We start from the raw sequence: 13,818 nt of genomic DNA on the forward strand, positions 1-13,818 counted from the left end.
AGCGAAGGAGTATTGAAACCCCAACCCCAGCCACCAGTTCCGCGTGCACCTTGTACTTGTGAATATTGTTGAATTCCTTTTGCTGGTGTTGTTCCAACTCCATTGATTTCAAAAATGGATTCTACCCCATTTTCACCATCTTTTTTGAATATATGCTGATAATCTGGATCCAGGCTATAACCTGTAACCAAATCACAATTATTAACGACCTCCTGCCACTTTTTTTGATATAAACTAACTTTTGCTAATAAAGCGTAAGCAGAACCTTTTGATACTCTAGCTTTTTCATTAGCCGGATAAGCTGATTTTAGTGGTAAAGCCTCTGCAGCTTCGTTCAAATCTTTTTCGATAAAAGCGTAAACCTCAGGGGCTGTTTTACGAGTTAACTGCATGATTTTATCAGACTCAGAAAGTGCTACGGGTACATGGTCAACTATTGGAACTCCACCATAAAATTTTACAAGTGTGAAGTACATAAAAGCTCTCAAAAATTTAGCCTCACCAATTAATCTGGCTCTCAAAGCAGGATCAGCTTTATCTAGTTGTGGAATAATATTTAAAGCCTGATTACATCTATTAATCCCGGAATAATAAGCTCTAAAGTTCTCATCAAACGCAGGAGTTGACGCGTTGTAAGTCAAGGCATCCAAAACAGCTTTATCTCCTCCTTCGTCACCAGGAGATGAACCTTTATCAGCATCGTCTGTTGTTATACTAGCGATCCCAATCCATCCAAAAGATGTTGTATCCCAATCTAAAAATTTTTCATAGATTGAATTAACAAATGTAGTTGCTCCAACATTATCATTAAATAATTCCAAATCTTTGGTAGGAATAGATTCTGTCTGGTCAACATCTAAATAATCATCTGCACATCCTGAAAAAAACAAAGCAGTTAGCGCAAACATTGTTATATATATCTTTTTCATCGTATTAAAATTTTAAATTAGCACCAATTACAAATGATCTCAATGTTGGATAAGCATCTAACTCAATACCCTGAGATTCATAAGGATTCCCATTTCCATTTAACTCAGGTGACAGACCAGAGAATTTTTGAGTAATAAATGGGTTAATCGCATTTACATAAATTCTACAAGAACTAATAAAAGTTTTTTCGGTATCGAATGCAATTTTGTATCCTAGTGTAATATTGTTTATTCTAAAGAAATCACCTGATTCTAAGTAATAAGTAGAAGCAACAGGAGTCTGATTAAATGCTCCAGGATTTGAAGCCGTTGTATTGGTAGTAGTCCAGAAATCGGTCGCAACAGATTCTTCGACATTCTCACCACCAAAACGTTGAGCTTTTTTACCATTATAAACTTTGGCCCCGGAATTACCATAACCGTCTACCGAAAAATCAAAGTTTTTATAGTTTAGCCCTAATGTAACTCCGTAAGTAGATTTTGGTAAAATAGACCCAAAATATTTCTTATCTACCTCTCCCAAAGCTCCTTGTGTAACTTTGTCTCCATTTGCTTTATAGTATAACATTTCTCCAGTTGTAGGACTAAAACCTGCGTATTCGTATAAATAAAAACTACCTAAAGGTTGACCTATGGAAGTATTATCAAGGATTTTGGTGTTTTGACCATTACCTAAACTACCTCCAACAAGTCGAGACAGTGTAACATCTTTTAAACTTGTAAGCTCATTTTTATTGTTTGAAAAGTTACCACCAATCCAGTATGAAAAATCATCATTAATTTTATCCTCCCAACGTAAAGAGAATTCATAACCTCTGTTAGATACCTCTCCAACGTGTGCAGGCGCAGCAGTTGTAATACCTGAAGTTGCATATGGTTTTGTATTCAAAATAACGTTATTGGTATTTTTATCATATAAATCAACTGATCCTGATAATTTATTATCTAAAAAAGCAAAATCAAGTCCTATAGAAGTTTCCTCTGTAACCTCCCATGATAAACTTGGATCAATTTGGGAACTGATAGTTGTTCCTTCATACAAAATTGAACCGCCCAAATAAGTATTCAATCCAGATGTATAAGATTGGGTGTTAAGAGGTACGTTTTGATTTCCTAATCTACCCCAACCTCCTCTTAATTTCAACTCATTGATTCCTTTAGAATCAGCTAAAAATTTTTCTTTAGTAATAATCCAACCTAAACCAAAAGCTGGAAAATTACCCCAACGATAATCTTTACCAAAATTAGAAGAACCATCACGTCTGATTGTACCTGTAAATAAATATCTGTCCATTAATTTGTATTGGAAACGGCCAAAATAAGAAGCTAATTTTGTTTCATTGAACTTCTCATCTTTGTAACTTGTCATATTTGCCACATATTCCACATCTTTTAAAGCCCAATAATTAGAATTTGTATTAACGTCTTTTCTAACAATAGTTAATTTTTCTCTAGGACTTCTAACAGATGTTTCGATACCTGCAGTAACCTCAACATCGTGGATTTCGGCAAAAACTTTGTTATATGTTACATAGTTTGATAAATTCCAATTGAAGTATTCCTCTCTTCCTTTTGTCAATAAGTTATAAGGAATTTTTTCTGCAGCAACTTTATTATCATAATCGACAGCAGTTTTATCAGGATTTTGAGCTAGCCAAATCCCCTTAGAATCATCATATTTGTATTGATTCCAAGTATAATATTCTCCGCTAAATTGAGAAGTGAATTTTAACGATTCTAAAATTTCATAATCCAATTTTAAACCTCCTTGAAGCGTAACGCTTTTTTGATGCTCATCAAAGAAAAACAAATCAGCAACAGGGTTTCCAACATTGTTAAACGAAGATCCATTTGTACTAACAAGACCATTGCTTCCAACTCGGGAAACTCCATATTGTCCATTTGGAAAACGCACTGGAACTATTGGTGATTGTTTATAGGCATTCGTAAAAGCACCCAACGGTTTAGGAGCAGATTTTGTAGAGGTCAAACTAAAATTCTGAGAAATCGTTAATTTATCAGAAAGCTTAAAATCATTGTTGTTTCTGATAGTTGTACGACTATAATCTAAGCCTTCGAGAATCCCTTTTTCTTCATAATTCCCAACACTAAAGAAAGATTTAATGTTTTCTGTTGAACCAGAAATAGAGATGTTGTTTTGTGTATAAGTTCCGGTTCTTATAATTTCATCAAACCAATCTGTATTTACTGATTGATTCACTGAAAAAGTATTTGTTTTTAATGCGGCATTATTATAAACAGCAAACTGATTGCTATTCGCCATTTTTACTTTTTTCAAAGGAGTTCTAGTACCTGCGAAGCTTTCAATTTCTACTGAAATTTTTTCGCCTTTACCTTTTTTAGTTGTAATAATGATAACTCCATTCGCAGCTCTAGTTCCGTAAATCGCAAGAGCAGAAGCATCTTTCAAGATTTCATAAGTTGCAATATCATTAGAGTTAATATTATTGATATTCTCTGTTTGCATTCCGTCGACTACATATAATGGAGTTCTTCCCCCTAATGCAGTACCTAAACCTCTAATTACTACTGTTGGTGTGCTTCCAGGTAAATCTGAACCTACGACTTGCACCCCTGCCGCCTTACCTTGAATTGCCTGAGATGCATTTAAAACTTTTGTTTTAGTAACTTCTTCAGCTTTTAAAGATGAAATGGCGGTTGTGTTATCAGATTTCTTTCTTGTACCGTATCCAATTACCACTACTTCATTTAATTTGGTGTCCTGGGCTTCTGATAGAGTTATAGTCATTGGTTCTGCTGTAGCTGGAACAGACACCGCATCAAAACCAACCAGACTTACATTAATAACATCACCTACGTTGGCTTTTATACTAAAACTTCCGTCTATATCAGAATAAGTGTGGACATTACTAGTACCTACTTGAATGAATGCTGTGGGGATTCCCATTCCACTCTGATCTACTACTTTTCCTTTAACCACTTGACCAGACATATATACCGGAAGTAGTATAAGCGCTAAAAAGCTAAAAATAAAATTTCTCATACGTTGTTAAATCATTTAGTTAGTTAAGCTAATTTAATGAAATACAGCGTATTAACAAAGAAAGTAGTACTACTACAAAAATACATCAATCGCAATTATGTTAAAAAAATCACATTTTTAAAGAGATTTTAGTAACCTAAATAATAACTTTTGAGATTTTGATGTAATAATGATGAGCTGATAATCAGTAAAAGATATACAAAAAGATGTATGTTATCGTGAAAAAGTACAGCATAATTAGATGGTTAATAAAAAATTTGAAAGAATTTCCTCCTGAGAAAGCCCTAATTTTTTACGTAAACGATAACGATGTAGTTCTACACCTCTAAATGAAATATTCATCATTGGTGCAATTTCTTTTGAAGAAAGGTTCATTTTAAGATAAACACAAAGTTTGATATCCTTAGCTGTAAGATTTGGATATTTTTTTGATAACGAAGTAATAAACTCGTTGTTAATTTGATTCAAATTGGTTTCAAAAATTTCCCATTCGTGTTTATTAACTGCATTTATCTTTATGGCTTTTTTAATTTCATTTTTAAGTTTGTCCGCATCAGATTCATTATCCAAAATATATTGAATATTTTCGATCATTTCACTCTGTTTCGCTATTGAAAGTGATTTACCAGCAACTTCAGACGATTTTGTCAATAGCTCAAGTTCGAGGATATGTTTTTCGTATTCTTGAATATTTAGTTCGTTTTCTGCTTTCAATTCCATTTCTAGAATTTCCTTTTGATGTTTTAATTCTTCTTCTTGCAATTTAAGCTGTTGGAGATTCTTCATTTTGTTCCATTTATAATACAGATATGAAATCAATCCAATCACAATGAGATAAATAGCAAACATCCAGCTTGATAAGAACCAAGAATTATCAACAACAAATTCAAAGTCAGCGACTTTATTGTAATTTAAACCATCATTATTGTAAATCTCAAAGTTATGAGTACCACTATTTAGGTTATTTAAAAGAATTAAGCCTGCTTTTACTGGAATAAAATCATTTTTGCCATTAAGTTTATAATACAAATCTGGTGTTCCTGCTCCATAAATACCTGATATTACATTTATTTTTAATTCAGAATTGTGTTTTATTTTTGAATGATCAGTAACCAAAACATCATCATTGAAAGCTTCAATTTTTACTTGTATCCTTTCTTTTACGTTGTATTTTAAATTCAATGAAATAAAACCATCATCCAGATTGAGTAAATAATTGTCTTTATCTTTAAACACCTTTAAATTATCATTTATTAGTTTTCCTCGATAATATTTCTCTTGAATATTTTTTCTAATAAATCTATTGCCTTGAGCATAAATATGGTACAAAAGTCCTTGTTGAAGGATCATAAAATTATTCGCATCAATACTAACGATATCAGAAACATTTTTGAAATTTTCATTAAACAAATCATTCGTTTCCAACTCATTATCTATAGAATTATAAGTATACCAGACATTATCAATTAAAAACAAAATTTCGTTTCTAAATTCAAAAAATTTTACACCAAAATCGTTTTTGATATTATTGCGTCTTGTGACATTATCAACTTTGATTTGAAAGTTATTATTATATGAAATGCGGTATAAACCTCTATTTAAATCCGCGGCCCAAATTTCATTTTTCACGTTTTGAGCAAGATATTTAATTGGCTTTTGCAAATCTGTTAGTGCAATTTTTTGTTCCAAATTATCGGGATTGTTATATACCACAACTCCACTATAAGTACCTTGCAAGTAGGAATTATTAATAGCACTTTTTGAAATATTCCAGCCTCCATTAATATCGTTCAGCTTACTTAATACATCATTTTTAAAAATAAATGTGCCTTCATTGTGGCCAATAAGATATTGATCATTGATTTTAGTAATATTCCAAGCTTGTCCCTGAGTGTTTGGAATCAAAGAAAGCTGCTTGTCCTCATATTTAAAAATGCCATGATTGGAAGCCATTAAATAGCCTTTTGGAGTCGTTACTACCGAATATACGGAGCCCAAAAAACCAGAATTATCATAAAAAATTGAAATTGGCGAATTGACTTCAATATGAGCTATACCGTTATCTAGTCCTAGCCATAAATCATTTTCTTTGTCCTGAGAAATACTTAGAATCGAATTGTTTATCAGAACATTATTTCTATTAATATTTTGATAAGTGTCATTGATTAAATCGAAAATATAAATTCCATTATTGGCAGTTCCAATTACCAGTTTGTCATTTTTTATAAATTGAGCGACATTGATATTTGCTAATTTTAGAACTTCATTTAAACTATTTTTCCAAGGAGTCAAAATATTGTTTTCAAGTATATAAACGCCATTTTTATTCGTGAAAAAGTATGTTTTGTTTTGGTATTTTTCAATGGAATGAATAACATTTTTCTCCAAAAGAGTGAATCCCTTTAATTTCTCAATTTTTCCACTATTGAATCTGTAAATTCCACTTTTAACCGAAGCTATTAATAATTGCTTGTCAACAACAAAACAATATGAAATCTGAAAAGGTAATCTTATTACTTTGATTGCTTTTCCATCAAAGATGAAAAGTCCATTGAAAGACTGAAAATAGATTTTATTATCGAATTTAAAAATCTTCCACACTTCATCGTTATTATTCTTGCCATCAAAAGCTTTCTGCCCTTTCGAAATAGAAACATAGTGCATCTTGGCATCTTTACGGAACCAATAACCAAATTCTTGAAAAGAACCTGTATAAATTTTTTCTCCATCCACCATTACGGATCGAATCGTTGTTTTATTTGGCAATGTATATTTTTCCCATTTTACCCCATCATATCGTAATAAATAAGAACTATTAGCAAAATACATCGCACTGTCATTTCCCTGTGCCACATTCCAAATTTGGTTGTCGCCTTTATAATCTGATTTGCTATAATTTTCAACAAAAGGAAGCAGCTCTTGAGCGTTTAGCTGCATGGATATTAAACCGAAAAGAAGAATCTTAAATAGTTTAGCTTTCAAAATGTGAAGTTTTTTATCAAATATAATTACAATTCTTCAATTTTGAGCACAAAAAAAGCTTCTGATTACAGAAGCTTTTAAGGAATTTATTTTAAAAATCTTAACTCAACAACAAGTGATACACTTGATTAGCAATTTCGATTTCTTCATCTGTAGGGATAACCAAAATTTTCGCTTTTGATTGTGGCAAATTGATTTCGCGAACTTCTTTGGAACGAATTGAGTTTTTATCATCGTCTAATTCAAGTCCGAAGAACTCCATATCGGTACAAACTAATTTTCTAATCTCAGCTGAATTTTCACCAATTCCTGCGGTAAAAATGATCGCGTCCAAACCATTTAAAGCCGCTGTATATGAACCAATATATTTTTTAATTCTATAAGTGTTCATTGCTAATGCCAATTGGCAGTCTTTATTCCCATTGGCAGCATTTGCTTGAATATCTCTCAAATCACTAAAACCTGTTAATCCTAACATACCGCTTTGTTTTTGTAATAAAGTGTTGACTTCATCAGCAGTGTAATTCAGAGATTTAATCAAATGGAAAATAACAGATGGATCAATATCACCACTTCTGGTTCCCATAACCAATCCGCTAATTGGAGTGAATCCCATTGAAGTTTCGATACATTTTCCATCTTTTACAGCAGTGATACTACATCCGTTTCCTAAATGGATAGAAATTACATTTTTATGAGGCAGATTATTTGCTTTTAAATATTCGATAGCTTTTGTTGAAACGTATTTATGAGATGTTCCGTGAAAACCATACGATCTAATTTTATGCTCATTCAATAAATAATTAGGAATAGCATATTTATAAGCTTCTACAGGCATTGTTTGGTGAAAAGCAGTATCAAAAACAGCTACTTGTTTTGCTGAAGTGAAAATTTCTTCAGCAACATTAATTCCTTCTAAGTTAGCTGGATTGTGCAAAGGAGCCAAATCACATAATTGTCTAATTTTTTCTTTTACTTCAGCAGTAATCAATGTAGTGTCTGAAAAAGTACTTCCTCCATGAACAACTCTATGTCCTACGGCTTTAATTTCTTCAGTACTTTGAATTACTCCTACTTTTTCATCCATTAATAATTGAGCAATTTTTTGCAAACCAATTTTGTGATTAGCGATAGGCAAAACTTCCTCTATTTTATTTGTATCCGTTACATAACTAAAATTTGAAGTTTCTAAACCTATTCTATCAATCATCCCTGTACAAATTACTGAACCAACAGGCATTTCAATTAATTGATATTTTATAGAAGAACTCCCCGAATTGATAATTACTACTTTCATTTTTTATTTTTTTTTAAAGATTCTAAGCTCCTAAGTTTCTAAGAAGCTAAGTTATTTAGGTATGTGTGTGTGTTTTACAATCCTTGTGCTTGAATAGCTGTAATTACTACTGTATTAATGATATCATCGATAGTACAACCACGGCTTAAATCATTTACTGGCTTATTCAATCCTTGCAACATTGGTCCAATTGCCAACGCTCCAGTTTCTCTTTGAACTGCTTTGTAAGTATTGTTTCCTGTATTCAAATCAGGGAAAATTAATACGCTAGCGTGTCCTGCAACTTCTGAATTTGGCAATTTGCTTTGTCCAACTTCTAAATCAACTGCGGCATCATATTGAATTGGTCCTTCAATTTTAAGGTCTGGACGTTTTTGTTTTACAATTTCGGTCGCTGTTCTTACTTTGTCAACATCATCTCCTTTTCCAGAAGTACCAGATGAATAAGACAATAATGCAACTTTTGGATCAATTCCAAAAGCTAAACTAGTATCTGCTGATGAAATTGCAATTTCTGCCAATTGCTCTGCTGTAGGATTTGGATTGATAGCACAATCTCCAAAAACAGAAACACGATCTTCTAAACACATGAAAAATACTGATGAAACTACAGAAGAATTTGGTTTTGTTTTAATGAATTGCAATGCAGGCAAAATAGTATGCTGAGTGGTATGAGCTGCACCAGAAACCATTCCGTCAGCATGTCCTTTGTACACCATCATAGTACCGAAATAAGAAACATCCTCCATAAGGTCACTAGCCATTGCATGCGTTACATTTTTGGCTTTTCTCAACTCATAATATGTGTTTACATAATCATCGTAATACTCAGATTCTCTTGGAAGAACAATTGATATTTTTTCAAAATCCAAAGTTAAACCTAATTCAACAACCTTATTTTCTATGAATTTTTTGTTTCCGATTATGGTAATATCTACAACATCCATAGCTTGTAAACGAGCTGCTGCAGCGATAATTCTTTCGTCATATCCTTCTGGCAAAACAATATGCTTTCTTTGTGTTTTAGCTCTTTTCACTAAGTTGTATTGGAACATCTTAGGCGTCATTCCTTCAGACTTAAAGGCATTAAACTTGTCTAATAAAACATCTAATTCAACATATTTATCAAATGTATTGATTGATGTTTCAATTTTTTGAAGGTTATTAGAGTATATTTTTGATTTAATATTACCAATTTTATTAGCAATAGAATAAGTTCCTCCTTCAACAGTTATGATTGGAACTACTGGAGCCAAACCTTCAATCAGTTTCATAATACTTTCTTCCGGAACAATATTCCCTGTCAAAACAATTCCTGAAACTGATGGATAATTAACAGATTCATTTGCCTGTAAAGCTCCAAGAATAAGATCTGCTCTGTCTCCTGGAGTGATAACAAGTCCATTTTCTTTAAGGTGCAATAAATAATTACACAATTGCATAGCACCAATACTATAACTTCCTGTTTGGTTATTTAAATATTCTTCCCCAAATAATATTTTAGCATTCAACACATCTACAATCTCTTGCATTGTTGGATTATTTAAACTACTAATTAACGGAATTGAATTAACCAGAATTGATGATGGTAAACTTTTTTCTAAACTGGTGGTTACCAATTCCAGATTTTCAGGTTGCACCTTATTAGCAATTACAGCCAATACTTCAACTTCTTTTGCTTTAAATGAATTATAGGCTAAATTTAAGTTGTCTATTAACTCCTCCAATGTTTTTCCTACTCCGGAACCAACAATGATGGAAGGAACACCTAGGTTTTTGGCGATAAGCACATTCATATCCAGTTCTATAGCTACCCCTTCTCCAGTAAAGCTTGTTCCTTCAACTAAAACAAAATCAAAACGATCTTCAATTTTTTTATATTTATCAATAATCAAATCAACAACTTCGCCTAATTTTCCATTGTTTTTCTTCTTTATTAATTTGCTTTTTGTAATAGCATATGCGTCTTCATATTCAATGTCTAAATCAAAATGAGAAAGAACCATTTCGATATGCATATCTTTTTTTCCTTCTTCTTGATCTTCAATTACTGGCCTAAAATAACCCACTTTTGCAGTCTTTCCTAATAGCATTCGCAATAACCCCAAAGTGATTATTGTTTTACCACAATTCTCTTCAATAGTCGCGATGTATATAGCTTTTTTCATGTTTTTTAAATATTATTTTTAATCATTATAAGCAGCCTACAAAATTAGAAGTTAAATTCCCTTTTAAATATGACCAAAATCAGTTTTAATAATAAAAGTTATTATTTTATGATAAAATTAAAACCATGATCTTTTCTTAAAATAAACAACCATTCCAAGTACTAAAAGAAACATTATCCCGATTACAATAAAGTAACCATTTTGTGTTTTTAGTTCAGGCATGTTCTCAAAATTCATTCCGTAAACCCCAACAATGAAGGTCAATGGAATAAAAATTGCCGAAATTACGGTTAACGTTTTCATTATCTCGTTCATTTTGTGCGATTGCGCAGCAAAAAAGAAATTAGAAGCGCTTTCCAATGATCCCATATCCGATTCAATCTGTTCCAAAAGTTCGAGGCATTTTTGATACAAACGGTTAAAAAAAGTATAATTATCTGACTCAATCTCATCAAAAACATCGTCCTCTTTCATGCTTTTAATATCGTACAAAGAATCCCGAAGCGGAATGATAGCACGCTTTAATAGATTAAAATTGTCTCTATGCTTTTCAATTTTTTCAAGGATTATCGGATTGGCACTCGATTTGGTAAAATCTATCAGCTCCTCTATTTTATTTTCTTCATTTTCTAGCGTTATAAAAAAATTACCTATAACCGCATCCAATAAAATATACAATAAATAATCAGGTTTCTTTGTTCGCACGATTCCAGAATTGGTTCGGATTCGTTCTCTTATATGAGTAAAAAAATCGCTTCTTTTTTCTTGAAATGAAATCAAAATTCCCTTTTTCAACAAAAAGCTAATTTGTTCAACCCTTATATCATCAGAATTCTCCTTTGGCAACAATGACTTAATATTAAAGAACAAAGTGTCCTTTTCTTCCATCAATTTGGTTCTTTTATTAGTATTTAAAATATCGGCTAAAATGAAATTATCGATACCAAAATATTTTGTAACAACCTTAAGTAAATCAATATTGCTTAATCCATGTATATTCAGCCAATTCGACTTATTCAAATCTATATGTTTCCTTAACTCTGAAACACTATCATTCTGATATTCTGCCACATTGCAATCATCATAAACAAATAATTGAATTTCGACCTTTTTATCTTTATGTAAACCTGTGTATTCAAGATTATAGGGTTGCAGTTGTTTGGTCTTTATATTCCTAATTTTTCTCATAAAATAAATTGTATAGTAATATTACAAAAAAAATAAAACTCTTTAGCTGAAATTTGTTTTAAAAATTATTAAATCTTGTCTTTTTTAAATTATAACAAACTTAAAACCAGTAGATTAAAAAAATAGCAGTAATAAATTATTAATTTTTATATAAAAACGAAGTTTAGAAAGAATAACCAATTATATGAAAACAAAAAAACCGAGCCATTTCTGACTCGGTCTTTCATTTATTCTATTTTTTGTTAAGATGCACAGCAGTGCGTCTCTACTGAAATGAATTATTTTACTTCTTCGAATTCAACGTCTTCAACATTGTCTCCTTGCGATTGAGCTTGTGGCTCAGCAGCAGCTTGACCTTGTTCACCTTGAGCATACATCGCTTCTGTAGCTTTTTTCCAAGCTGCATTGATGTTGTCAAGAGCAGTTTGAATTGCAGGAATGTCTTGAGATTGGTGAGCCATTCTCAATTCAGTCAATGCATATTCTACAGCAACTTTGTTTTCATCAGATAATTTATCTCCTAGCTCTTTCAATTGAGACTCAGTTTGGAAGATCATTCCATCAGCTTCGTTCAATTTTTCAGCTCTTTCTTTAGCAATTCTGTCAGACTCAGCATTAGCTTCTGCGTCTTTTTTCATTCTTTCGATTTCTTCAGCTGTTAATCCAGAAGAAGCTTCGATACGAATATCATGAGATTTACCAGTTCCTTTGTCAGTAGCAGTTACTTTGATGATACCGTTAGCATCGATGTCGAAAGAAACCTCGATTTGAGGAACTCCTCTAGGTGCTGGTGGAATACCATCTAAGTGGAAACGACCGATAGTTTTGTTATCAGCAGCCATTGCTCTAGCTCCTTGCAATACGTGGATTTCAACAGATGGTTGAGAATCTGCAGCAGTAGAGAATACTTGAGATTTTTTAGTTGGGATAGTTGTGTTAGACTCAATTAAAGTAGTCATAACTCCACCCATAGTTTCGATACCTAAAGATAAAGGTGTAACGTCTAATAACAATACATCTTTTACATCTCCAGAAAGAACTCCACCTTGAATAGCAGCTCCAATAGCAACAACTTCATCAGGGTTAACACCTTTAGATGCTTTTTTACCAAAGAATTTCTCAACTTCTTCAACGATTTTTGGGATACGAGTAGAACCTCCTACCAAGATAACTTCGTCGATATCATTGATAGACAAACTAGCATCTTTTAATGCTTTAGCAACTGGCTCCATAGAACGTTTTACTAAAGCGTCTGCTAATTGCTCAAATTTAGCTCTAGATAATTTTTTTACTAAGTGTTTTGGTCCAGAAGCTGTAGCTGTAACGTAAGGCAAGTTGATTTCAGTCTCTGCAGAAGAAGACAATTCAATTTTTGCTTTCTCAGCAGCTTCTTTGATACGTTGTAATGACATTGGGTCTAAACGCAAATCAACACCTTCTTCAGCTTTGAATTCGTCAGCTAACCAGTCAATAATAACTTGGTCAAAATCATCACCTCCTAAATGAGTATCTCCATTTGTAGACAATACTTCGAATACACCGTCTCCTAATTCAAGAACAGAGATATCAAAAGTACCTCCACCTAAATCGTAAACAGCAATTTTTTGGTCAGTTCCTTTTTTGTCCAATCCGTAAGCCAAAGCAGCAGCAGTAGGCTCATTGATGATACGCATAACTTTAAGACCAGCAATTTCTCCAGCTTCTTTTGTAGCTTGACGTTGTGCATCGTTAAAGTAAGCAGGAACAGTGATAACTGCTTCAGTTACTGTTTGACCTAAATAGTCTTCAGCAGTTTTTTTCATTTTTTGAAGTGTCATAGCTGACAATTCTTGAGCAGTATATAAACGACCATCAATATCCACGCGTGGAGTATTGTTATCACCTTTTACTACTGTATAAGGAACTCTTTTTGCTTCTTCTGTAGTTTCAGCAAAAGTATGTCCCATAAAACGTTTGATAGAAGCAATAGTCTTAGTTGGATTAGTTACTGCTTGTCTTTTAGCAGGGTCACCCACTTTAATTTCTCCACCTTCAACAAAAGCGATGATAGATGGTGTAGTTCTTTTTCCTTCTGCATTAGGAATAACAACTGCCTCATTTCCTTCCATTACAGAAACACAAGAGTTCGTAGTACCTAAATCAATTCCGATTATTTTACCCATTTTTATTTATATTTAATTTTTAATATACTCGTTTTAATAACTCGAGTTGCTATAGACAATCATTGTG

7 protein-coding genes are annotated in these 13,818 nt (G+C 32.4%); all 7 read right to left on the bottom strand.

Going from position 1 to position 13,818, the window contains the following annotated elements:
• On the bottom strand, positions 1-929 hold a 929-nt coding region (locus VLC96_RS07840), incomplete at its 3' end, for a RagB/SusD family nutrient uptake outer membrane protein (RefSeq protein WP_325261911.1).
• Between the two features lie 4 nt (positions 930-933).
• Positions 934-3,954, bottom strand: coding sequence for a SusC/RagA family TonB-linked outer membrane protein (locus tag VLC96_RS07845; RefSeq protein ID WP_325261914.1), 3,021 nt, complete (start codon positions 3,952-3,954; stop codon positions 934-936).
• Between the two features lie 237 nt (positions 3,955-4,191).
• Entirely contained in the window at positions 4,192-6,936 is a 2,745-nt protein-coding gene (locus VLC96_RS07850) for a helix-turn-helix and ligand-binding sensor domain-containing protein (protein WP_325261915.1), read from the bottom strand.
• A gap of 100 nt (positions 6,937-7,036) precedes the next feature.
• Positions 7,037-8,233, bottom strand: a complete 1,197-nt coding sequence (locus VLC96_RS07855) for an acetate/propionate family kinase (RefSeq protein WP_325261917.1) — start codon at positions 8,231-8,233, stop codon at positions 7,037-7,039.
• Between the two features lie 74 nt (positions 8,234-8,307).
• Positions 8,308-10,401 (bottom strand): phosphate acetyltransferase, encoded by a 2,094-nt coding sequence (pta, locus tag VLC96_RS07860; protein WP_325261919.1) that lies wholly within the window; start codon positions 10,399-10,401, stop codon positions 8,308-8,310.
• 117 nt (positions 10,402-10,518) lie between these two features.
• Positions 10,519-11,589 (bottom strand): magnesium/cobalt transporter CorA, encoded by a 1,071-nt coding sequence (gene corA, locus VLC96_RS07865; protein WP_325261920.1) that lies wholly within the window; start codon positions 11,587-11,589, stop codon positions 10,519-10,521.
• Positions 11,590-11,867: 278 nt separating this feature from the next.
• A complete protein-coding gene (dnaK, locus tag VLC96_RS07870; protein WP_325261921.1) occupies positions 11,868-13,751 on the bottom strand; it encodes a molecular chaperone DnaK in 1,884 nt (627 codons plus the stop codon).
• Between the last annotated feature and the right edge of the window lie 67 nt (positions 13,752-13,818).

The organism is Flavobacterium sp., assembly GCF_035456085.1.
Classification (GTDB): domain Bacteria; phylum Bacteroidota; class Bacteroidia; order Flavobacteriales; family Flavobacteriaceae; genus Flavobacterium.

Bases quoted from the DNA above. Each gene is read 5' to 3' on its own strand.
- VLC96_RS07855 (WP_325261917.1), bottom strand. From the start codon at position 8,233: ATGAAAGTAGTAATTATCAATTCGGGGAGTTCTTCTATAAAATATCAA.
- VLC96_RS07845 (WP_325261914.1), bottom strand. From the start codon at position 3,954: ATGAGAAATTTTATTTTTAGCTTTTTAGCGCTTATACTACTTCCGGTA.
- pta (WP_325261919.1), bottom strand. From the start codon at position 10,401: ATGAAAAAAGCTATATACATCGCGACTATTGAAGAGAATTGTGGTAAA.
- dnaK (WP_325261921.1), bottom strand. From the start codon at position 13,751: ATGGGTAAAATAATCGGAATTGATTTAGGTACTACGAACTCTTGTGTT.
- corA (WP_325261920.1), bottom strand. From the start codon at position 11,589: ATGAGAAAAATTAGGAATATAAAGACCAAACAACTGCAACCCTATAAT.